21 protein-coding genes are annotated in these 24548 nt (G+C 34.8%); 4 read left to right on the forward strand and 17 right to left on the reverse strand.

What is annotated here, in order from left to right:
• Nucleotides 1–13: 13 nt before the first annotated feature.
• From def to mazG, 3 genes are read left to right on the forward strand one after another with little or no spacing between them, the layout of a single operon-like run.
• Entirely contained in the window at nt 14–604 is a 591-nt protein-coding gene (def, locus tag LBU54_RS05860; protein ID WP_224527119.1) for a peptide deformylase, read from the forward strand.
• 10 nt (nt 605–614) lie between these two features.
• A complete protein-coding gene (locus LBU54_RS05865; protein ID WP_224527122.1) occupies nt 615–1040 on the forward strand; it encodes a DUF5606 family protein in 426 nt (141 codons plus the stop codon).
• A 2-nt stretch (nt 1041–1042) separates the two neighbouring features.
• Nucleotides 1043–1816: a nucleoside triphosphate pyrophosphohydrolase gene (gene mazG / locus LBU54_RS05870; protein ID WP_224527126.1), complete on the forward strand. Its 774-nt coding sequence runs from the start codon at nt 1043–1045 to the stop codon at nt 1814–1816.
• A 239-nt stretch (nt 1817–2055) separates the two neighbouring features.
• Here mazG and LBU54_RS05875 read toward each other — a convergent pair whose 3' ends face one another.
• The 17 genes from LBU54_RS05875 to LBU54_RS05955 all read right to left on the reverse strand — a co-directional run bounded on the left by LBU54_RS05875 (nt 2056) and on the right by LBU54_RS05955 (nt 23650).
• Entirely contained in the window at nt 2056–3993 is a 1938-nt protein-coding gene (locus tag LBU54_RS05875) for a DUF349 domain-containing protein (protein WP_224527129.1), read from the reverse strand.
• 79 nt (nt 3994–4072) lie between these two features.
• A complete protein-coding gene (locus tag LBU54_RS05880; RefSeq protein WP_224527132.1) occupies nt 4073–4831 on the reverse strand; it encodes a shikimate dehydrogenase family protein in 759 nt (252 codons plus the stop codon).
• Nucleotides 4800–5819, reverse strand: coding sequence for a DUF368 domain-containing protein (locus LBU54_RS05885; RefSeq protein ID WP_224527136.1), 1020 nt, complete (start codon nt 5817–5819; stop codon nt 4800–4802). The genes LBU54_RS05880 and LBU54_RS05885 overlap by 32 nt, the downstream gene beginning before the upstream one ends.
• The gene (locus tag LBU54_RS05890; protein ID WP_224527139.1) at nt 5819–6787 is read right to left on the reverse strand and encodes a DUF368 domain-containing protein; all 969 of its coding nucleotides are present in this window, start codon (nt 6785–6787) and stop codon (nt 5819–5821) included. The genes LBU54_RS05885 and LBU54_RS05890 overlap by 1 nt, the downstream gene beginning before the upstream one ends.
• A gap of 37 nt (nt 6788–6824) precedes the next feature.
• Entirely contained in the window at nt 6825–8231 is a 1407-nt protein-coding gene (locus LBU54_RS05895; protein ID WP_224527143.1) for a tetratricopeptide repeat protein, read from the reverse strand.
• A gap of 143 nt (nt 8232–8374) precedes the next feature.
• Nucleotides 8375–9568: an aspartate aminotransferase family protein gene (locus LBU54_RS05900; protein ID WP_224527145.1), complete on the reverse strand. Its 1194-nt coding sequence runs from the start codon at nt 9566–9568 to the stop codon at nt 8375–8377.
• A gap of 6 nt (nt 9569–9574) precedes the next feature.
• The gene (locus LBU54_RS05905; protein ID WP_224527148.1) at nt 9575–11362 is read right to left on the reverse strand and encodes an OstA-like protein; all 1788 of its coding nucleotides are present in this window, start codon (nt 11360–11362) and stop codon (nt 9575–9577) included.
• A gap of 85 nt (nt 11363–11447) precedes the next feature.
• Nucleotides 11448–12728 carry an adenylosuccinate synthase gene (locus tag LBU54_RS05910; protein ID WP_224527151.1) on the reverse strand — a complete coding sequence of 427 codons (1281 nt, stop codon included), beginning with the start codon at nt 12726–12728 and terminating at the stop codon, nt 11448–11450.
• Between the two features lie 13 nt (nt 12729–12741).
• Nucleotides 12742–13194 (reverse strand): Fur family transcriptional regulator, encoded by a 453-nt coding sequence (locus LBU54_RS05915; RefSeq protein ID WP_224527154.1) that lies wholly within the window; start codon nt 13192–13194, stop codon nt 12742–12744.
• 25 nt (nt 13195–13219) lie between these two features.
• Nucleotides 13220–15427 (reverse strand): RelA/SpoT family protein, encoded by a 2208-nt coding sequence (locus LBU54_RS05920; RefSeq protein WP_224527157.1) that lies wholly within the window; start codon nt 15425–15427, stop codon nt 13220–13222.
• A gap of 106 nt (nt 15428–15533) precedes the next feature.
• Nucleotides 15534–15710 carry a hypothetical protein gene (locus LBU54_RS05925; RefSeq protein WP_224527160.1) on the reverse strand — a complete coding sequence of 59 codons (177 nt, stop codon included), beginning with the start codon at nt 15708–15710 and terminating at the stop codon, nt 15534–15536.
• Nucleotides 15711–15713: 3 nt separating this feature from the next.
• A complete protein-coding gene (locus LBU54_RS05930) occupies nt 15714–16427 on the reverse strand; it encodes a membrane or secreted protein (protein WP_224527163.1) in 714 nt (237 codons plus the stop codon).
• Between the two features lie 3 nt (nt 16428–16430).
• Entirely contained in the window at nt 16431–18824 is a 2394-nt protein-coding gene (locus LBU54_RS05935) for an amylo-alpha-1,6-glucosidase (RefSeq protein ID WP_224527165.1), read from the reverse strand.
• A 306-nt stretch (nt 18825–19130) separates the two neighbouring features.
• A complete protein-coding gene (locus LBU54_RS05940) occupies nt 19131–20630 on the reverse strand; it encodes a glycoside hydrolase family 30 protein (protein WP_224527169.1) in 1500 nt (499 codons plus the stop codon).
• Between the two features lie 7 nt (nt 20631–20637).
• Nucleotides 20638–21495 (reverse strand): glycoside hydrolase family 16 protein, encoded by an 858-nt coding sequence (locus tag LBU54_RS05945; protein ID WP_224527171.1) that lies wholly within the window; start codon nt 21493–21495, stop codon nt 20638–20640.
• A gap of 123 nt (nt 21496–21618) precedes the next feature.
• Nucleotides 21619–22851, reverse strand: coding sequence for a M48 family metallopeptidase (locus tag LBU54_RS05950; RefSeq protein ID WP_224527175.1), 1233 nt, complete (start codon nt 22849–22851; stop codon nt 21619–21621).
• A 1-nt stretch (nt 22852) separates the two neighbouring features.
• On the reverse strand, nt 22853–23650 hold the full coding sequence (locus LBU54_RS05955; RefSeq protein WP_224527178.1) for a TrmH family RNA methyltransferase: 798 nt from the start codon (nt 23648–23650) through the stop codon (nt 22853–22855).
• A gap of 65 nt (nt 23651–23715) precedes the next feature.
• Here LBU54_RS05955 and LBU54_RS05960 point away from each other — a divergent pair, with 65 nt between their 5' ends.
• Nucleotides 23716–24513: a DUF6503 family protein gene (locus LBU54_RS05960; RefSeq protein ID WP_224527180.1), complete on the forward strand. Its 798-nt coding sequence runs from the start codon at nt 23716–23718 to the stop codon at nt 24511–24513.
• Nucleotides 24514–24548: the final 35 nt, after the last annotated feature.

Genomic DNA, 24548 nt, shown 5'->3' on the forward strand with positions numbered 1-24548 from the left:
AAATAATTAGAATATGATTTTACCTATTGTTGCATATGGCGATCCTGTACTGAAGAAAAAAGCTAAGGCAATTGATGCGCAATATCCAAAGTTGGACGAACTGATTGAAAATATGCACGAGACTATGTATGGTGCATTTGGTGTTGGACTTGCTGCACCGCAAGTAGGACTGCCTATCCGCTTATTTTTAGTTGATACAGAGCCTTTTGCAGATGATGAAAATCTCTCTGAAAATGAAAGAGAACAACTTAAGAATTTCAAAAAAATATTCATAAATGCTCAAATATTAGAAGAAGAAGGTGATGAGTGGGCGTTTAATGAAGGCTGTTTAAGTATTCCTGATGTTAGGGAAGATGTATTTAGGCAACCAAAAATAAAAATACAATATCAAGATGAAAATTTTGATACATATGTAGAGGAATATGAAGGCCTCATTGCAAGGGTAATACAGCATGAGTATGATCATATCGAAGGCATATTATTTACAGACAAACTTTCCTCCTTTAAAAAGCGATTAATAAAAGGAAAGTTGAATAATATTTCAAAAGGAAAAATAAAAATTGACTATAAAATGCGTTTTCCACTTATGAGTAGAAAACGCTAACTAAAGAAATATGAGTTTAGACAAAATACTAGCAATTTCCGGTAAACCAGGATTATTTGAAATTGTGACTCAGACAAGGACAGGTGCAGTGGTGGAATCACTGTTAGACAAAAAAAGATTAACAGTTGGGGCACACAGTAATATTAGTATACTAAGCGAAATTGCTATATATACCTTGACCGAAGAGGTACCGCTTAGAGACGTACTGAAAAAAGTAAAAGACAAGGAAAATGGCAAACCCACATCTATAAGCCATAAAGACAGCAAGGATACCTTAGAGGAATATTTTTTCGAAATCTTACCAGAATACGACGAAGACAGAGTTTATGCCTCTGACATAAAGAAAGTTATTCAGTGGTACAATATCCTGCATAAGAACAATCTTCTAGATAGCCTTGAATCTGAGGAAAATTCAGATACCTCAGAAGAAGAATAATCATGTCTACAAAGCAATCACAACTTCAAGCTTTTGAGCGTTTGTTAATTGTCATGGACGAGTTGCGCGAACAGTGCCCATGGGACAAAAAACAAACTATGGAATCACTCAGACATTTAACAATTGAGGAAGTTTACGAGCTAGGTGATGCTATTTTAGATAATGATTTAGATGAAGTTAAAAAAGAACTTGGAGATGTTCTTTTGCACATTGTTTTTTACTCTAAAATTGGGAGTGAAACCAATGACTTTGATATTGCCGATGTTTGCCACACCATTTGTGATAAGCTTATTGAAAGACATCCGCATATCTATGCAGATGTTAAAGTAAATGATGAGGAGGATGTTAAACGAAATTGGGAGCAGATTAAGCTTAAAGAAGGCAAGAAAAGTGTTTTGGAAGGTGTGCCGAAAAGTCTACCAGCAATGGTAAAGGCCAACCGAATTCAAGATAAAGTTGCAGGTGTTGGGTTTGACTGGGAAAAACCGGAACAAGTTTTTGAAAAAGTAGAGGAGGAACTCAGTGAACTTAAATCTGAAATATCTAAAGGCAATATGGACGCCATCGAGAATGAATTTGGCGACGTGTTATTTTCAATGATAAATTATGCTCGGTTTTTAAAGGTAAATCCTGAAAATGCGCTTGAGCGAACTAACAAAAAATTCATTAAAAGATTTCAATATTTAGAGTCTAAGGCAAAGGAACTAAACAAATCTTTAAAAGATATGACTCTCTCAGAGATGGACGTCTTTTGGGAAGAAGCCAAATCAGTTTAAAAAAACGTATTGAGCCTTAATTTTTTAGCACATTTATAGTATTAGTGTTAAAAGTTTCAGAATATTTCCAATTTAAACGTCCAATACATATGTGTGTCCGTAGATACTGTATACAAAAACAATTACGTTTTTTATATTCTTAGTAGTAGGTCTTAATTATTTAAATAGCGGTTGTAATTAAGATTAATTTAGTTTAGTTAGGGCAAAACCCACTTGATAAACTCAAGTGGGTTTTGATTTTAACTATACATGCCCTTAATCTTTGATAGTTTGGTTTTCCAAGTATCTAATTCCTTCTTATGCTTATCAATATTATTTAGTACTTCTTTAACCACCGGATTTGTTTCATCTACGTTTGTGAAGAACTGAAGGTTGTTTTCTAATTGCGTTATTTCTGATTGTACATCACCTATTTTCTTACGAATAAAGTTTTGCTCGTTATCCAGTAATCTTGTATCGCTATCATCACTAGCTAAATTTTCAAGCTTGCTTTCAAATTTTACCATCTCTAACTTAGCTTTGTCCATCTTGAGTTGGTCAAAAGCTACGTCTATAGCCTTGTAGAACTTCCCATCAATGTAACGCTTATTTTGTGGTACGTGGCCTATGGTCTTCCATTCTGATATTTTAGATTTTAAAGTTGCAACAGCTTTCTTATTGTCTTCTGCAAGGTTTAAGGATTTTAGACTGTCTAGTAACTTTACTTTTTTATCAAAGGCATCATATAAATGTTGGTTTTCAGCTTTACGCTTGTCATGCATTCGGTCAAAATAATAGTTACAAGCGTCTTTGAATTGTTTCCATATTTTGTCACTATCGCGTCGTGGAACATGACCAATTTTTTTCCAATCGCTTTGAATTTTTTTCATCAGTGGCGTTACAACAGCAAAGTCTTCACTCTCTTTATTAGCTTCTGCAATTTTGATAAGTTCTTTCTTTTTTTTGAGATTCTCGTATTGCTCTTTCTTTAAATCTTTATAAAAAAGATTTTTATTTCGATTGAATTCGCGAACGGCATCCTTAAACTTAGCCCATGTTGCTTCGTTAGACTTTAAAGGCACTTTTCCAGCGTTGAAAAAGGCTTCTCGTAAAGATTCAATTTCTCTTATCTTTTTTTGCCAAGCACCATGAGAAGAAACGTGCTCTGATGCAACTGCTACAATATTTGCTATAATCTCTTCTTTCTTCTCAAGATTTTTTTCGTAAGCTTTATCTAAATCTGCATAATAAGCTTGTCTTTTATCGTGTATGGTTTTAGTTGCATTGCTAAAACGCTCCCAGATTTCTTCCCTATGCTCTTTGGCAACGGGACCAAGCTCTTCTTTCCATAATTTGTGGAGTACCTGTAATTCTCTAAAAGCACGATTTATATTTTCGTCCTTGCTAAGCTCTTCAGCACGTTCAATGATTTTAAGTTTTTGCTCGTAATTATGCTTAAAATCCATATCTCGCAAATCGTTATTGAGATGCAAGAAATCGTAAAAACGTTCCACGTGGTGATGATAAGAGTTCCAAGCATTATTGTATTTATCTCTTGGAATTGGACCAGCGTGTCGCCATTTTTCCTGAAGTTCCTTAAAGTGTTTGTAAGTTGTGTTTATATTCTCTTCAACATTTAAAAGTCCTTTTATTTCTTCTATGATTGCTAGGCGATTTTCGAGGTTTTCCTTGAGCGTATGTTCACGTGCTTTGTAATACGCATTAATACCTTGCCTATATTCTTTGTATAATTGGTTAAAGAGTTTCTTTGCATCATTAGTGAAGTAAAAATCAATAACATTGCCACCTTCATTAACAAATTCTTCTTTTTTCTCCTCTAATAGCGCATTAAATTTAGAATTGAATTCTGACTTTATTTGATTAACATATTTTGATATTGTTTGGATCTTATGATGACTCAAAAGTCTATTGAACTCGGTTACCAATTGATCTAAATTCATCGCATGGTAGTCTTTTTCTTCTACCTCATGACGTTCAGCATTAGTTTCATCTTCAGCATCTTCAGCGTTTGATGCTTCAATTTCATCTACATGATTCTCCTTTTTATCGTTGGCATCAATGGTTGTATTATCATCTTCATTTTTTGCCTCAACAACAGTTTCTTTTTCTGGAGTAGTTTCTAAGGTATCTACTTCTTTTTTTCCTTCTGCTTCTTGCAGGTTATCATTCTCAGACATAAGTCAATAATTTTAAACGGACAATAAAGATACTAACAACTCCTTGAACTACAAAGGAATTGAGAGGTTGGAATACATATTAAGATCTATTCCATATTTCCCAAGACTTCTCAGCCTGCAGTTCTAACATCTGGAGTCCATTAATAATTGCGGCGCCTTTCATTTCTCCAAATTGCAAAAATTTTGTGCGTTCAGGATTATAGATTAAGTCATAGAGAATATGAGAAGATGTTATCCCTTCATAAGGAATATTAGGGCATTGGTCTACGTTAGGATAGGTTCCAACTGGAGTACAGTTTATTATTATCTTATATAACCTAATTAATTCTGGTGTTAGGTCTGAATATTGATATTTGACCTTTTGCGTTTTATTCCGCGAAACAAAATCGTATTCAATTTGGAGTTTTTCTAAGGCATAAGCTATGGCTTTTGAAGCTCCTCCTGTACCGAGAATTAAAGCATTTTTATGGTATTTTGTTAAATGCGGCGTAATTGATTTTTTAAAACCGTAATAGTCGGTATTGTAACCAATTATTTTTTTGTTCTTAATTCTTATGGTGTTTACGGCACCTATTTTTTGAGCCTTTTTAGATACTTTGTCTAAATACGGTATAATCTGTTCTTTGTAAGGAATTGTAACATTGAGTCCTTTGAGATTTGGATTATTTTCAAAAATAACCGGAAATTTATCAATAGAGGTTAGATCAAAATTTTCATAGGTAAAATTGAGATTCTCCTTTTCAAATTTTTTAGCAAAGTAGCCACGTGAAAATGAATAGGAAATATTTCGACCTATGAGTCCGAATTTAAGCTTTGATTTGTCTTGTCCGTTGTCCATACCATTCTAATCCTAGCACTATCAAAATACCTAAAAAAATGTAAGCTATTGCTATGTATGTTTCTGTACTAGCACCTGGGAAAAATCGTTTGTAATTTAAAATAATTTGTTTGCCTGCAGAATCTAAAATATAGCCACCGGTTTCATTGGTTAGATATATCGTTTTTTTCCATGGCCAGACAACACCCAAGGAACCAACGATAAAACCAATTATGGTTGCAAGTGTAATATTTTTATAGTGATGTAAAATGTAATTCAAGATATGCGAAAAGGTTACTAATCCAGTAACAGAACCCAAAGTGAAAACGGCTAGTACTTTAAGCATTCTAATTCTCACTTCATTCTTAATGAAATCGAAATTTCCAGAAAAAATATCGGCAATAGTGTCGTATAAGGCATTTACGGAGTCAACTAATAAGAGTACATAGTTTCCTAGTAAAATGAGAATAAATGATCCTGAAAACCCTGGAAGTGTCATGCCAGACACACTTATGATACCGCAAAAGAATACAAAAAACAAATTATCATTTTCTTTTGCAGGATCTAAAAAGCTGATGCTTATACCTACTAAAGCTCCAAGCATCAAAAACGTTAAAGTTCTTTTGTTCCAGGACTCAAAATCTTTATTGATGTAATAAATAGAGCCTAAAATCATTCCAAAAAAAGTGCTCCAAACGTACAGTTCATAATTAACTATGAGATAGTCTAATAGTTTTGAAACACTAAAGTAGCTAATTACCATCCCAAGAAAGAGCAGTGCTAAGAACTTTCCGTTTGTATAGCGAAAGAAGCTTTTAAAGCGACCGTTAAATAATAATCTAAATGCTGTTTTATTGACTCTTTGAAGTGAGTAAATAAATTCTTCATAAAATCCAGCGACAAATGCAACAACACCTCCAGACACACCAGGAACCTTATTTGCAGCTCCCATTGCAAGACCTTTGATAACTAAAAAAATACGATCTTTAAGATGCCTTGTACTTTGCATTACACGACATTTTTATTTTTGCCAAGTTTTTCTAATATCAATATGGTGGCAAAACCAATAACAACAAATATGATTGCTAACACTAACTGATTGTCGCCATTGAATGTAGATGGTAAAACACTTTTATCTAATAGGGTAACTTCTTCGCCTTTAGAATTTATACGTGTTTTTAAAACCTCTTTCCATGGCCAGATTTTATTTAAAGACCCAATCATAAAACCAGTAAGTATTGCCAGGGTAAGATTTTTTTGGTGTTTGAACATCCAGTTTAGTGCTTTAGAAAAGACTTTTAATCCAATTACGGCGCCAATTGCTAGTAGGATAAAATTGAATAATGCCTCTTTAAAAAGCGTCATGTTGCCTTGCAAAAGGCCATCTCTTAAATTATTAATTGTATCAATGGCAGTTTGATAGGCGCCTAAAATTAATAGAATAAACGCGCCTGAAACACCAGGTAATATCATTGCTATTATTGCAATGAACCCACAAAACAACAAGTAATAAGGACTGTCCGGAGATGCAAATGGTTCTGCGAGGGTTATATAATATGATAATACAGAGGTTATTAAAACTGCTAGAAGGACTTTAAGTGACCATTTGTTTATTTGCTTTGCAATGTAAATGATACTGGCAAGCACCAATCCAAAAAAGAAGGACCAAAGCAAAATAGGTTCGTTATGCAATAACCACTTAATAAGCTTAGCCAATGAAAGAATGCTTATTCCAATACCCAAGAATAGTGCAAACAAAAAGCTTCCATTAATTGACTTCCAAGCATTTAAAAATCCATGATTTTTCCAATTTTTAAAAAAATCAAGATTTACCTTATCTATGCTCTCAATGAGCTCTTCATAAATACCAGAAATAAATGCAATTGTACCACCTGAAACACCAGGGACAACATCCGCTGCACCCATGGCTATCCCTTTAAGAGAAACGACTATGTAGTCAATTATTCTTCTTCTCATTCTAAGAATTATAATGAGATGCTAAGGTATGGATTTTTTAATTGGATGTCTTTTTGAAATCCGAAATTATGGCTTTGACAATTGGCTTATCTTTAAGGTTAGGAAAGAGCTCGGTTATGATAAAATTATACTCGAAATTGAGTTGGATAGCATTCTTTAAGTGAAAACGACCCTCTTCATTTTTATTTAAGGTGAAATACAAGCCACCTAAACGATATTCAATTTCTGCATTTTCGAGATAAAACTCTGACGCTTGCAATAAATTATGAATTGAAGCTTCGTATTCACCTAGAGAAATAAGTATATCTGATCTATCCAGCCATGTATCTAATTCGTAATTTCCTAACTCTATACAATGTTTATAGCCACGCTCTGCTTCTTCCAAAAAGTTGAGCCGTTTATTAACCGTAGCATATAGTTTCCAATATAAAACATTTTCACCATCAATATTCACTGCTTTATTTATGTAGTAGAGGGCTTTTTGATAGTTGAGGCGTTTCATGTAGAATTTTGTTATGGCGAGCCATCCTTTATCTAATAACGCATCTTCATCTACCGTTTTTTTTAAAAATTGAAGGGCCAAATCATCCTGACCAAGTTTTTCATAGCAATATCCAATTCTAAGAAGAGCGAAGGAAGTTGGATCATCTAATGCAAGCGTAATTTTGTAGTTTTCAATTGCATCTTCGTATTGCTTTAATTTTTCTAAAACCTTACCTTTTTCTATATAAGCACCAACAAAACTATCGTCAGATATTATTGCAAAATCAAAGGCTGCATTTGCCTTGGAATATTCCTTAATTGCAAAATATTGACGTCCTAATTGGTGCCACGCAACTTCACAATAAGGGTTATTGTCCAAAAAGCCATTTAAGTACGAAATAGCTTCTGTGTTTTGGTTTAAAAAGTCATAACAGTAAATAATGTTGTGAAGAGCAGAGTAATCGGTTGTGTCGGCCTCTAAACATTTTTTAAAATAGATAATGGCGTTTTCAAATTGATCAAGAAAAAGATATTCCATGCCAATAAGTGCGTAGAGGTCACTATCATCTTCAGGTGTTTTTGACATTCCAATAGCCATTAGCAAAATTTCAATTGCCTTCTCGTGCTGGTCTTGCTTGGATAGCACATTTGCCTTTTGTATATATATCTCCTCGTTGTTTGGCTCTAAATCATGAAGTTCATTCAAAATAGTGTTTGCTTCTTCAAATTTATTTTCAATGACGAGGATTTCAACCTGATATAATCGTAGGTTAACAGAAGAAGGATGTTGTTCTAAGCCCAATTTGATTGCGCGTTTTGCTAAGGCTATTTTACCATTTTCAAGGTAGTGGTGAATGATGTTTTCAAATTCGTTGGAGTCGAAAAACAAAATGTCATTTGTTTTTAACATCGATTCAAATCTAGTAAGAGAGAAATTTTCGTCGTTTTGACTGTATTCCATAAGCGGTTTTAAGGTTTCACTGAAATAAAAATACAGTTATCCCCTTCGATTTTATAAAAAAAGCGTTAATGTTTTTAACAAATTAATTAACATAGAAATGTTATTCATACAATAATTTTTGGTGACTGAATTTCAATAATTTACTATACTAGCTTCTCATCAATTTCGTCTAATACAGATAGAATTATTTGACAACCTTTAATAATTTCATCGTCAGAAATGGTTAGTGGAGGCGTAATTCTAATAGCTCTTGGCTCAAATAATAGCCAAAATAGAATTAACCCTTTTTCCTTGCATTCTAATATTATTTGATTCGTTACATCTGGATATTCTGTAAAAGCAGCTAACATTAACCCACGCCCTCTAATTTCTTTAATTAAGGGATGCCGTAAGTGTTTTCTAATAAGTTTTTCTTTTTTGAGTGTACCCTCAATCAAATTACTCTCGGTGATCTGTTTTAAAGTGGCCAGTGCGGCACTAGCAATAACAGGGTTTCCTCCAAAGGTGGTAATATGACCTAACTTTGGTTTGTCTGATAGGTAGCTCATTAATTTACTGGATGTAGTAAATGCACCTATTGGAAGCCCACCTCCAAGACCTTTGCCTGTTACGACGATATCTGGTAAGCAATTATAGTTTTCAAAACCAAATAATTTACCTGTTCTGCCAATACCAGGTTGAATTTCATCCAAGATTAAAAGTGCTCCAACTGCATTACATTTTTGCTGTACTTTATGTAGATAGTCATTTATAGGCTCTATAAATCCAGCTCCACCTTGTATTGTTTCAAGAACAACGGCGGCAGTCTTCTGTGTTATCTGATTTAGGCACCACTCACAGTTAAAGCTAATATGCCTAACGTCCGGAATTAAAGGCAGAAAAGGTTGTTTTCTTTCTTGAAAATCCATTAAACTCAATGAGCCCATGGTGTTACCGTGGTAAGCATTTTTTGCTGCTATTATTTCAGTTCTTCCTGTGTAGCGTCTTGCGAGTTTAATACTTCCTTCAATGGCTTCTGTTCCTGAATTAACTAAATATGTAGTATCCAAAGGTGCTGGGAGGTGTTTAGCCAGCAACTTACATAGATCGACTGCCGGTTTTTGAATGTACTCTCCATAGACCATCACATGTAGGTATTGATCGAGTTGTTTTTTTACTGCTTCAACAACTTTTGGATGACAATGACCTAAACTGCATGCTGAAACTCCAGCTACAAAATCAAGATGGGCTTTCCCATTACTGTCATAAATATATGACCCTTTGGCATGGCTAATTTCCATGGCCAATGGATGTGGTGTAGTCTGTGCTTGATATTTAAAAAAGTCTCCTTCTTGCATTGCACATTATTGACTAGTCTTTTTCTTAGATCCCTTGGGTAGACTTACAGTATTGGGAAACGGAAATGCCTCGTTTTTTTCTGGTAAATTTTGAGCGGCTTTGTTGGGTTTGTTCGGTGTTTCTTTTCCAGCTTCTTCAATACGCTCAGTCATGGAGCTGTCAACAAATTCCTCAGGTGGAATATAGTCATCTAAGCCTTTGATTACTGGTAAATCAAGAGGAGGGTCATCTTTGAACAAATCCTCTATTGACATCAAACGTTCTTCACCACGCCAATCAAAACCACGTAAACGCCTACCGCTTTTTGGAAACATTGAATCAGGATAAAGCTCACCATCAATTTGGTTTATAAATCTAATTTCCTCAATGGCCTGTTCCAATATTTCCATATTTATACTTCCGGATTTAGATTTTTGGATGCCAACAAGTTCATTCTCATCATTGCGCATATAGTAAATCATTTCGGCATTTTTGATGATATCAACGTTGTAGAGTTCGTTATTTTCAAACAAGCCAATTAACACTTTTCCTTTTACTTGGTTATATCCGGTTTCGCTAATAGTATCTCTGCTAACTAAGAAGGCGTTATTAAAGACTTTTAGTGAATCTAGTTTTTCTGTTTCAATATTTGAAATTAAATGAATCGTATCTCCTGTCATTTGATTGCCCATATTCCATAAAATGGGTTTGCGCATAGTAGCAAATGCATCTTTTGAACTAAAGCGCTGTAGATTTATCATTTGTGTTAATCCTGTTTGATGATTAACGTGAATAGAATCTGCCTTACCAGCAAGATCACTTTTATATAACCTAACATTGTAAAAAGCTCTAGTAATTCTATTGTTTTCCTTGCCTGTTAACATTAGTGTATCTGCATGGATATAAACAGAATCTCGATCTTGCACTGAAATTCCAAGTGCTCGCTTAGTGATAAAAACCGAGTCCCTGTCTCGCCAAACCTCTGCATAATGCCCTTTAACCAGACTGTTATTAATAGTATCTGTAACCGTAATATTATTTGTTGCAGATGCAAAACTTCTATTTCTGTCAAAGTAGATACTATCGCCTTCAACAGTACGATTATCGTAATCTATGCGCGCATTACGCTGAAAGTGCCCTCTATCCGTATTTGTATTATAAAATCCTCTTTCGGTATAGATACTACTGTCTTCTCCTACAATTGTAGAAGGTCCAAATAAATGGGCATGACCATTTTCTGTAAAGAAATCCAAACGCTCCGTATTTAAGGTGTAATCAGGATTGACTAAAACGACGTCTTGGAGAAACTGATACTTTCTTGAATTCATGTAATAGCGTCCAATCTGACTAGTGATGGTGCCTGATGTATCTCTAACAACTTTTCCTTTGGTATTGTAAAAGGCCAATTGTCTTGTTCTGTCAAAATAAAGTTTATCTGTAGTAAGTACGGAGTTTGGCTCAGTTAATACCACATCGCCACGTGCGAAAGCCAATTGTGTTTTACCACTGTAGGTAGCATATTTTGCAACCATATTGATAGAATCACCTTGTTTCATAACTACATTACTGAAGGCCTCGATGAAATCTTGATCTTCAAAATATATGGCTTTATCACACCACATATTAACGCCCTTATGAACAAAGTGAACTTGTTGTGATTTATCCCTTAGAAAAACTTTGGCACCATCTTCAATTTCCGAGTCTGTGTATGCAGTACCTGCATATTTAATGTTGATTTTTTGTTTTTCCTGTGAAAAAAGTAAACTAGCCGTGCATAGAAGTATTGAAAAAAATAGATTTTTTAAAGCTCTCAAAACTGTAAGTATTTTTTACAAAGTAACATTTACGCTATTGCTTTAGTATGACTTAACAGAATATTTAACAGTCTTTAGTTAAATATTAAATACTCTTTCTTACAATTGTTTGCTTACGGTCAGGACCAACTGAAACAATAGTGATAGGAATATTGAGCTCCTTTTCTATGAATTCGACGTAAGCATTAAACTCCTTTGGTAAATCGGAAGCTTGGGTCATTTTTGTAAGGTCCTCCTTCCATCCGTCAATCTCTGTGTAAATTGGAGTTACATTTTCCTCTTCAATATTGTACGGTAAATGTGTAATGGTTTCACCTTTATAATTGTAGGCTGTACAGATTTTCAGTTTTTTAAAACCTGACAGTACATCTCCTTTCATCATTATAAGTTGGGTAACTCCATTGACTTGACATGCATATTTCAATGCGACCAAATCTAACCATCCACATCGTCTAGGTCTACCAGTTGTTGCACCAAATTCGTGGCCAACTCTGCCCATAGTCTCACCGTCTTCATCAAAAAGTTCGGTAGGGAATGGACCTGAGCCAACACGCGTTGTATAAGCTTTAAAAATGCCAAATACGTCACCAATCTGACTTGGAGCAACACCAAGTCCAGTACATGCACCAGCTGCAGTAGTATTAGACGATGTTACATAGGGGTATGTACCAAAGTCAATATCAAGCAAGGAACCTTGGGCTCCTTCGGCTAAAATAGTTTTACCAGACTGTTGAGCCTGATGTATGAATTCTTCAGAGTCTATGAACTTTAACTGTTTTAAGGTTTCGATAGCATCAAAAAAATCTGCTTCTAATTCTTCCAGATTGTACTGAATATCTACATTGTAGAATGCTATCATTGCCTCATGCTTATCTGCAAGCGCTCTGTATTTGTCTTTCCAATTACTTAATTCTATATCTCCAACTCGTATACCATTGCGACCCGTCTTGTCCATGTATGTTGGTCCTATTCCTTTTAAGGTTGAACCTATTTTTGCCTTACCCTTTGAGGCTTCACTTGCAGCATCTAGTAAGCGATGGGTTGGTAATATGATGTGTGCTTTGCGTGAAATGTATAGCGCGTTTTTATAATCCACATTTTGCTCGTTGAGCTTAACTAATTCCTTTTTGAATATTACGGGATCAATAACTACTCCGTTACCAACAAGATTTATAGTATTATCATGAAAAATACCTGATGGAATTGTGTGTAAAACATGTTTTCTGCCATTAAAAACTAAAGTATGCCCTGCATTTGGGCCACCTTGAAATCTTGCAATAATATCATATTTGGAGGTGAATACGTCAACAATTTTACCTTTTCCTTCATCACCCCATTGTAATCCTAGTAGTAAATCTACTGCCATTTTAATAAATAAGTTAGTCGTGTTTTTTACGCGTGCCGTAAAAATATAGTGAATGATTGTTTATTTCAATATCGAAAACTTCTTCGATGGTTTGCTTAATTGATTGAATACGAGGATCGCAAAATTCTATAACTTCACCGGAGTCGGTTAGAATTACATGATCATGTTGCTTGTCAAAATAAGACTTCTCATAATGTGCTTGGCTTTTGCCAAATTGATGCTTACGCACGAGATTGCAATCCAAAAGTAATTCAATAGTATTATAAAGTGTTGCTCTACTAACGCGATAGTTTTTATTTTTCATTTTAAGATATAGTGATTCTATATCAAAATGTTCTTCACTATCATAAATTTCTTGGAGTATAGCATAGCGCTCAGGTGTTTTTCTATGCCCATTTTCTTCAAGGAATTGCGTAAAAACACGTTTCACAATTTCTTGGTTACTCTCTTCTGTAGTTGCCTTCATAATCAAAGTGTAAATTTACACAAATTTAAACTCTCGATACCTTATCAATACCATTAATTTTTTTCAATCTTTCAATAAGTTTTTTCAGCATGGCTTGGTTTTTAACTTCTAAAGTAATCTTGCCCGTAAATACACCGCTATCAGTTGTAAAACTTATACTTTTCATGTTTACATGCATGTTTTGTGATATGAGCTTTGTGATATCATTAACAAGGCCAAGGTTGTCAAGTCCAGATAAAGTAATTTGCGATGTGTAAACTTGTTGGGTGGAATCTATCCATTTGGCAGCAATAATCCTGTAGGCATAGTTGGATTGTAAGCTCACAGCATTTGGACAGTTTTTTTTATGTACTTTAATGCCATCATTTATGGTTAAAAAACCAAATACTTTATCCCCTGGAATTGGGTTACAACAATTAGCTAATTTATAGTTTAATTTTTCTTCTCCTTGACCAAAAACCAGCATGTCATATTTTGACGTTATTTCGTCCTTATCAATATCTTTTGGGACATCTGGTCTTCGTATTTTATTTTTAAAATAACTGACAAAGGCATTGCTTCTTGAAGAAGCGAAAGCTTTAAGTTTGGAATTATCAATGGTACCAATGCCAACGCGATAGAAAAGATCTAGTGAGGTGCTTAACTTAAAATAATTAACCAGCTCATTTACTGAACTTTCGTTAAGAGTAATTTTCAATTGTTTTAACTTGCGTCTCAATATTTCTTTACCCTCCTCAGCAATTAGTTTTACGTCTTCCTTTAAAGCTGATTTTATTTTGCTTCGGGCCCTTGCAGTTGTTGCATAATCTAACCAGTTTGAATTTGGCTTGGCGTTATCAGAGGTTAAAATTTCAACACGGTCACCACTTTGAAGTTCATGGCTTAATGGAACCAATTTGCCATTTACTTTAGCACCTCTGGTTTTCATGCCAACTTCAGTGTGTATACTAAATGCAAAGTCTAAAGGTGTTGCTCCCTTAGGAAGAGATTTGAGGTCGCCTTTTGGCGAAAACACAAAGATCTCTTTAGAATAAAGATTGAGCTTAAACTGTTCTACAAAATCAACAGCATCGGTTTCGTTACTTTCCAGAGCTTCTTGTAACTTATTGATCCAAAGATCCAAATTATCCTCCTTATCATTTTGATTTTTGTATTTGTAGTGCGCCGCATAGCCTTTCTCTGCAATTTCATTCATACGTTCACTTCTAATCTGGACTTCTACAAATCTACTTTTTGGTCCAACAACGGTAATGTGTAATGCTTCATATCCTGTAGATTTCGGAGATGAAATCCAATCGCGTAGTCGTGTTGGGTTAGGGGTGAAATGGTCCGTAACTATGGAGTAAATCTTCCAAGCGAGGAATTTTTCGTTTTCGAAATCTGATTTGTAAATAATACGTACGGCGAACTTGTCATAAACTTCTTCAAAGGATACACCTTGTTTTAGCATTTTTCTTCGAATGCTAAAAATGGACTTTGGTCTGCCTTTAATTTCATATTTAAGACCTTCCTTATTCAAAGAGTTTTCAATAACCTTGGAGAATGATTTTATGTAGGCATCCTGCTCTTCTTTACTATCTTGCATCTTTTCTGCAATATCATTGTATACTTCAGGCTCCGTGTACTTAAGGCCAAGGTCCTCCAGTTCTGTTTTAATATTGTAAAGTCCAATTCTGTGCGCTAATGGAGCGTAAATGTAAAGTGTTTCTGAAGCAATCTTCACTTGTTTATCCGATCGCATGGCTTCCATTGTTTGCATGTTATGCAAACGGTCTGCTATTTTAATGATAATAACCCTTATGTCTTCATGAAGGGTTAAGAGCATTTTACGAAAGTTTTCTGCTTGTAACGATACATCCAAGTCCTTTTTTAAGGACGAAATTTTTGTGAGTCCGTCAACAATTCTAGCTACGTTCTCACCAAATAACCGCTCAATATCTGCAATGGTGTAATTAGGATTGTCTTCTACGACATCATGGAGCAGGGCAGAGGCAATAGCAGTTGCATCTAACCCTATTTCTTGTGCAACAATTCTTGCAACTGCGATAGGATGGAAAATATAAGCTTCGCCAGATTTTCTGCGCTGATTTTTATGTGCGTCAACAGCAACCTCGAAAGCATGGCGGATTAGTTTCTTATCCTCCTTACTAAGAGTTTGGTAGCTTACTTTTAATAGTTCTTTGTAAGCTTTAGCAATGGCTGCATTTTCTTTTTCTATTTCCACCTCAGTCATAGAACTAATGTAGTGAAAGCTATTGTAATGTGCAATGCTTTGTAATGTGAAAAATAGATAAGGTTATAAGTAAATTATATTCATTTTTTGGGAAGTCTTTTTAAATTTATTTTTGCTTTGAAGTCTTATAATCTTGGTAGCCTTTAATGGTAACTCCCAGACTTGCTATAGTACCAAATATCCCAATCACCAAAGAATTCTGAAAAATCAGAATTATAACTGCCAAGGTCCCTAAAATGCCAATAACTAATGTAGCTTTACCGGTATATTTATGACCAGCCATTTTCTATTTATTTCTTGTACTCCAAATTTCGTGTATGGGATCCCCTTTGCTGGATAATCCCTTATGGTGCCAGTCACCATTAATTAATTCATAGTCGAATTTTAAACTTAAACCAGTCTTGGTTTTATCTCTAGAAAAGAACTCAATATTTTCAGTATAAATACCATCTTTTGTTGTGTATGTTCCTCCTCCTGTACCTTTGAACTCCTTTGTTTCCGTATTGTAAGCAACCCACTGAAATCTAGAGCCTGATAAAATTTTCATAGTTTTTCTTGGCCTTTCCGTGTCTCGTAATTGTGTTTTGCCATCTCTTACTCTTCCCGACATTAACCACGCACCTTGCAAATCTCCAGGAGTGCCATCATCTATTCTTTTAAAGACTTCCGCCCGATCTACGATTTTAATTTCATTATTGGTAAGTTCAACCTTAAAACTAAATTCAGAACCAATTTTTCCAGGATCATCAGTATGAAACTCTACCAATTCTGTTATAATATTGCCATCTAATTTCCAAGAGCCACCGTTTGTATGTACAAATTCCCCTGTGGCCATATTATAAATTGTTAATACTTGATACCCATCAGCAAGAATTAATACACTTTTTAATGGTTCACCCTCAGATGAAGAGGAATACGATTCCCAGGCTCCGATGAGATTTTGTGCATTTAAACTGAATAGGAAACACAATTGTATAAGGGTTATGAAAATGCTTTTCATGTTTTAATAGCTTAACATTAATTCTATTTTTTTTGATTTTGATTTTACGACATATGAATTGTCATTAGGAATTAGTTCTTCTGAACTTTGAGTAAATTCATAAGAGATATTTCCAACTGTTTTCGGAAGAATTAGTTCTACCTCCCAATTAGGATTGTTTTGAAGTACCTTTAGATTTAGTTTTCCATCTGATTTTGAATAGTATACTGAAATGGTATTATCAGCAACAATTACATTTTCTATTGATGCGTTATCCCACTTTGTTGGCATTTGTGGACGAATGATAACTTTTTTGTTTTGAGCTTGAGGATTAATTCCGAAAAACTGTTGAACTATTGGAATAGCAAAGCCATAAATATTCCAAGCTTGTGTGATCATTCCATAATCTGGAGAAACCTCATAAATGCTGCCTGGAAATGCAAAGCTGAAGGTTCTCGTCATACGTTGGATATAATTTAGTGCTTGGTCAGGATTTCCGTAATTGTTTTCTGCAACGGCCTGTACACTGGTTGGTAAGGTCATGACAGCACCAGTATAAGAAAAGACCTTTGTGCCTTTGAATGAGCCGTCGTCCGAGCCAACAGATTCATCTCTATCTATTCCCGTAACAAAAACACCAAAGGGATTTACAAATTTTTCTGCTGTTTTTAATCCTTTCTCTGCTTTATCCTCATCTGCAATATTCATTTCCATTGGCGTATTAACCACCCAATTATGGTGCAACACAAATGGTCTTGGTTTATCTGATGGATTTTTCAATATTGTTGCTTTAGTAGTCTCTAGTTCTTCTACAGCCCAGGGTTTATTTAGTGATTGGGCTCTTTTAATGGCATCGTCTATCAAACGCAATGCTTGTTGATCTGTCCCTATAAAATCCGCATATGAATTAAAATCTTCAGACCAGAATTCAGTATTAATTTTGATTTTCAGTGCGTTTGCCGTTTTTCGGTATTCTTTTGCTAGATTTTTCTCACCTAGCTCTTCAGCGATTTTAGACGCATCATCGAAAGCACGTTGGGTATAAGAAGCAACATCAATCATTTCACTATCCATACCATGGATTTCCATCATACCATAACCGTCAGGGAATAAATTGTTATCCAAGTCCTTTTCTGTCATTAACCAATGTAGTCCTTTCTTTATTGTAGGAAAGTAGGTTCGTAAGAATTCCTTATCGCCATTCCACTGGTAAACTTCCCATATAAGCGAAGCAAATTGAGGTGTTTCATTAATATTACCTTCATTGAAAACAGCGCCATTGGTAGATACTTCGTGGATAATTCTTCCATTTCCATTAGTAGCTTCAGATAAACTATCTAATAGTTTTATAGTACTGTATGTAGCGTCTCTCTGCCCAACTGCCATATAGCCTTTTAGAGCATATTCACTATCCACGCCAAACCACCAAGGATAGTCTGGTATACCTGCTGTGATACCCGTTCCGATTTCTGGTACCTTTCTAACAAGCCAATCACAATTATATTTTAGCCATTCAAAGGCTTGCTCAATATTTTTATCTGGTACAGTAAGTTTTGATTGTTCTGCCAAAGTCCTGTACCGATCTCGTTTTGAAATAAAATCTGTCTTAATATTGTTTTTTAGAGCTTCAAAAGTACTCAAAGCATCTTCTTCAGAAATATATGAACCCGCAATTATATAATTTATAATATGTGTTTGACCATTTTCCAAAAAGAGAACATCTTCAATGCCATTTCTTGACGTTTTATTTTGAGTAACTGAGGAGTTAAATGATGACTTTTGATCAAATTCTAATTCTGATCCAAATAATGTATACCACTCATTAAGGCTGTCTTTTATTTTCCAAATTTGGTTATCATCATCAAATTCAGCTACATCTTTACCATTAAACATGTTTGTGCGTTCCCCTAACCAAGTTGGTCTTAAGTCGGATACCGCTTCGAATTTCAATTTTAATTTTTGCTCGGCACCTAAGTTCTTAATTACAAGTTGTACAACGGCGCCTTGTCTGTCATCTGGGGCAAATTGCCATCGTTCGATTTCAATATTCCTTTTGGTCCAGGTATAATCGAATTTACTTGCCATAGGATAGTTTGTAAAACGATCTGCTTTGTCTAAACTTAAAGTATCTTGATTATCAAACAAAGTGATAGTGAACCCATCCATGAGTTTAATTGGGTGATTCCAAATACCACCCATTTCTCCTTTGATGTGCCATCCTATATCCGGAAAAGATCCGTTTTGATGACCAACCATGTACACCCTATTACCAGCCGTGACATAAGGCGAATTCAAATATTCCTGTTTGCCAACAATATTAGGGATTCCTTCTGAAGTTTCACTAAGGTTTGAATTTTCGCTTTCTTGACAACTTAATACTAGGGCAAATAACAGGAGTATTCCGATTGGCGTTTTCATTGAATATATTGAAAAAGAAAATTGATTGATTTTTATTCCAACTAAAGATAAATAATATGATTGACTTAAGTTTAAATGAGCCCTAGTTCCTTATTTACAGGTTGAACGAGCATTTGAATTATTTTATCTTTCCTCCAGACAATGGTTTCAAAAGTAGTTTCAGCTATATGAAAAAAAGGGTTTTATTACACCGTAGTATTCTAATAATGATTCTTAACTCGCCCCATCCATATAACCCTATGACTTTCGTTATAGTTTTTTCTTAAGTTTGGCCTTATCGTGAATAGGTTATAATAATTAAACAACTTATAGGTTGGTAATAATCGTTTGAATGGCATGTGCTGGAATATTCATTGAAATGGCTTCAGCTTCACCAACATAAAGTTTATAATCAATGGCTTCATCACTCTGGTTCATTACTACGTTGACCATACTATTGTCTTCATTAACAAAAGATGTACACAATAGGTGGCTTCTACTACTTACAGTGCTTATTCTTTTTGCTCCAGGTCTTATAAACTTTGAGAAATGACCAATGTAATAATAGGTAGGCGTATAGATTAACTCTCCTGTTTGCGTGTCTCCATGAATTGGTGCAAAACAATAATTGCCAACATGGTTAGGACCTCCTTTTTCGTTTAATAAAATGTTCCAATCGGTCCAACCAACGGTTCCGTTATTGAAATCATTGATTATTGACCGACCATAGCGCTCGGCATGCTTCCAGAATTGATACCTATCACTTCTGAAACCTTCCTGGCAACCTTCTGTAAATAATAGATTTTTTGTAGGAAAAGATTCATTTATGTTACCTAAGTTAGTGAACATAGGATCTCCACCAGCCCAAGTCTCATACCAATGAAACCCTATGCCCCAGGCATATTTTGAAGCCTCAGGATCTTCAAAAATAGTATTGGCTCTATGATTAATTAAATCCCTGTTATGGTCCCATACGACTATTTTTTTATCACCTAATCCTTCCTTCTCTAAAGTAGGGCCAAGGTGATTTTTTAAGAAATCGCGTTCTTCTTCCGCTGAATATATACATGACTCCCATCGCTGAACTGCCATTGGTTCGTTCTGAATGGTAATGCCCCAGATTGGCATTCCTTCGTCCTCATAGGCTTTAATAAACTTTGCATAGTAAAGTGCCCAAGATTCGAAGTATTCCGGAAGTAACTTACCTCCTTGGAGCATGTTATTATTGTCTTTCATAAATGCTGGTGGACTCCAAGGACTCGCATAAAGCATTAATTCACCTCCTGCGGCTTTAATTGCTTTTTTAATTAGCGGAATTTTATACCTTTTATCGTGTTCAATACTAAACGTGTTTAGTTCTTTATCACCTTCTTCAATATAAGTATAACTGTGACTACTAAAATCACAACTGTGTATTGGAGTTCGCGAGAGTGAATATCCTATTCCTTTCTCTTTATCATAATATGCAGTTAAAAATTCCTCTTGTTTTTCAATAGGTAATTGCGCAAAAACCTCTGCAGATGCATCTGTTATTGCGCCTCCTATACCAAGAAAAGATTGAAAAGATTTCTTAGGATTTACAAAAACTGAAACTTCATTTTCCAAAGGTTGTGATGCAGTTTCAAATATTACCGTATTGGTTTTTTCAAGCCTTAATTCTGTATCGCTCGCTGTTGTAAAAACAACAGATTCTTTACCAAGCATGGTGCTTTTTGCCGAATCTGATGTGATATTGGTCTCTTCTTTCTTCTGAGTCTCGGTATTTTGTACTTGAGTGCAATTGGTAAACACCAGGCAAAATACTATTGTAATAATACTGTATCTCATAATTCAATCACATTCTGTATTCGTGCTTAACCCAATCAACTTCCATAACCCATTCTCCTTCCATTGGTGAGTCCGTGATTTTTGCAAAATTTAATATCGCAAACATAGGTTCTGGATATTTGTCACCTTCCCCTTCGTTACGATATACTTCTTTTCCATCTAAACGATAGACGAGATCACTGTCTTCCCATTCTACAGAATATTCATGAAATTCATTAAGTGTAGCAGGGAAATTACGCCTTTTGCTTTGCCAATCTCCTTTATCACATTCCCCTAAACTAACTATGGCACCAGTAGTAAATTCGTCTTTCATATGGTCTCCATGATGTTCAAATATGTCAATTTCTCCAGAACCGGTAAGAGGCCAGCAAATAGTTTCATCTTCTTCTTGTACGGGTGGTTCATTATTTTGTGCACCAAGTAACCACCATGCTGGAAACATACTAGGTTCTCCATTGCTTGATAATTTGAGACGGGCGGTCCATTTTCCTTTTACAAATTCCTTTCGGTTTTTAGAACAAATCCGTCCGGCTACATATTCTGTATCAGGATGTTGATTTCCGTGTTTGTCAAAATTATCACATGGTCGCTTCTCGTCTATTTTAACCACTTTGATTTTAAGGGTGCTATTGCTTACCTCTCTTGTACCATATTCACCATCTGGCACATAACAATGATTTTCATTATTTACCCAGATTCTTTGGTCCTGCCAATTATCGGGATTGAAGGTGTCGAAATCATCAAAGAAATCTATTTCCCATGTTTTTGTGCTTTTTTTCATGGTGTCATTGGATTTGTTTTCATTTTTACAACTTGATGTAGGAATAACTAGAACTATTACCAGTATAAATAGGATTTGTTTCATTGATCTGACATATTAGTAGTTTTATTTGTGTACTATTACAAATAAACATGGTTACTTGATTTAAAGATATACAATTAAGATAAAACAGTACATAAATTAATGAAGCATTAAAGGCAAACGACCTTATTTGCTAAGATTTTTCACTCTATCCAATAGTGTTGGATGAGAATAGTGCATAAACACGTAGGCTTTATGGGGCGTTAAATTACTAAGGCTATTTTTTGATAGTTTTTTTAATGAGGTAATTAATGGTGCAGCTTTATACGTTGCTTTAGCATAATCATCTGCTTGATATTCAAAAACTCTTGAGACATAATTCATTACTAAACCGGTAATTTCGGAAATAGGAGAATAGAGCAGTCCAAAGGCAATCAGTCCAACATGAAAACTTGGTTTTGCCACACCTATTGCATTAGACAGCAGGGGATTGGATATAAATATGGATAAAACAAATAATGTAAGTCCAGTAAGTAAAATAGAAGTTGTGAGGTTATAAATGATATGCTTCCTTTTATAATGACCAACTTCATGAGCCAAAACAGCGACTATCTCATCATCATCTAAATCATTAATTAAGGTGTCATATAATGTGACCCGTTTTTCACTACCAAACCCTGAGAAATAGGCATTGGCTTTAGTACTTCGTTTAGACCCGTCAATGACAAATATTTTACTGAGACTGAATCCTACAGATTTTGCATAATCTGAAATTTTATGGCGCAGTTCACCATCTTCTAACGGTTTTTGCTTATTGAATAGCGGTACAATGAGTTTAGAATAAAACATATTCATCAACACTGTAAAAACAGTTATTATTACCCATGCATAAAGCCAAAATTGGTCGCCAGTTAATTGATAAAACCAAATAATTATTGAAAGAATGCCACCTCCAAGAATAATCATCATTAACCAACCCTTAATCTTATCTACAATAAAGGTTTTTTTAGTGGTTTTATTAAAGCCAAACTTTTCCTCGATAACAAAGGTTTTGTAATAGGAGAAGGGCGTGGTTATTATATCGCTTGCAATCATGATAATTCCAAAAAATAATAAACCATTAACAATCGGATGCTCCGAATAATCGCGGGCAATATTATCTACAAATTCAAAACCATCTAGCAGTAAAAATGCAAAAGTGAGTACAAAAGAAAACAATGATGTCCATAGATTAAAGCCGTAGTTAGTTGTTTTATAGGCTTGTGATTTTTTATAAGCTTCTTCATCATAAACATCGTCCAATTCGACTGGAATTGGGTCATTATAATGTCTAGCATTTAGTGCATTAAGAATTTTATCCTTAATAAAATTGATCGTTAATATTCCAAGAACAATGTAGAAAAGGGTTTGTGCAGTCATGCTATTTAAAATCGCGTTGTCTTTTGGCTTCAAAAATAAGGATTCCTGCGGCAACAGACACATTCATAGAATCAATTATACCTTGCATTGGGATATTAATTTTCTGTGTTGACGCATCTCGCCATTCTTGGGTCAAACCTGTAGCCTCAGTACCAACTACAATTGCCGTTGGTAGGGTATAATCTTGTTTATGATAGGGTTGTGAATCTTGAAGTATAGCAGCGAAAATATTGAAGTTGTATTTCTTTAGAAACTCTATGGCTTCATTAGTACTTGCCAATGCAATTTCCGTGGTGAATACACAACCTACACTGGAGCGTATAATATTTGGATTATACAAGTCCGATTTTGGATTAGCAATAATTACAGCATCGACATTTGCCGCATCTGCTGTACGTAATAAAGCTCCAATATTACCTGGTTTTTCAGGAGCCTCTGCAACCAGAATCAAAGGATTTTTAGATTTTAATTGAAGTTCTTCTAATTGATGTGATTTTGAATTAACAAGCGCAATGATCCCCTCCGTTGTTTCTCTATGCGCTAGTTTTTGAAAAACATCTAAGGAGATTTCGATAATCTCAATTCCATAACGTGACATTGCCTTGGCTTCGCTTTCAGAAAAAAAATCGGGATAGAAAAGAAGTGTTTCAATATTATAGCCACCTTTTATTGCTAACGATAATTCGCGTTTACCTTCAATTAAAAACTGACCTGTTTTTCTACGTTCACGCGATTTGTCTTTTAATAAAACGAGTTGTTTTATTAATGGATTTTGTGTGCTTGTAATGGCCTTAATCATAATTATAGCAAAAGTACTGTAATTTTGGCGTTTGTTTAACGTCCAAAGTGAGAAACAAACTGAACATGAAAAACATTTTAGCAGTACTTCTTTTAATGGTTTTAGTCACAGCGTGCAAAAATGATAATAAAATTGAATCTACAGTGATCGATGAGATTACTAAGGAAGATATAACAACTAGCATATATCCAGAATCCATTACAAAGGTATTTGAAGCCCATGGTGGTATAGATACGTGGAATAAAATGCAAACGCTCTCCTTTACTATTAATAAACCAAATGGTAAAGAAATAACTACCACCGATTTAAAAACTAGAGCAGAACGAATTGAAACACCATCATATGCCTTGGGATTTGATGGTAAAACACTTTGGGTAGACGAAAAGAATGGTGAAGCGTATAATGGAAATGCTAGATTTTATAAAGGCCTAATGATGTATTTCTATGCCATGCCTTTTATTCTTGGCGACAACGGTATTATCTATGAAGAAGTTGAACCGCTCACATTTGAAGGCAAGGCCTATCCTGGTATTCTTATTTCCTATGAGTCTGGAGTTGGTGAATCGCCAGACGATCAATACATATTGTATTATGATGAAGCATCAGGGAAAATGGAATGGTTAGCTTATACAGTAACCTTCGGTAAGAATGAAAGAAGTAAGGACTTTCATTATATTCGATATAATAACTGGGAAACGGTAAATGGTTTGGTGTTACCTAAAAGTATAGATTGGTACAAATTTGAAAATAATGTACCAACAGAAAAGCGAAATACAGTAGTCTTTGAGGATATACAAATATCTGACATTGCACCTGATGCCAGTTTATTTATTAAACCTGAAACCGCTAAAATTATAGATTAATTTCCTAAAACATAAGGAATAAAAAAGCGAGCTGT

It is taken from the genome of Winogradskyella alexanderae, assembly GCF_020166335.1.
In the GTDB taxonomy this organism is placed as follows: domain Bacteria; phylum Bacteroidota; class Bacteroidia; order Flavobacteriales; family Flavobacteriaceae; genus Winogradskyella; species Winogradskyella alexanderae.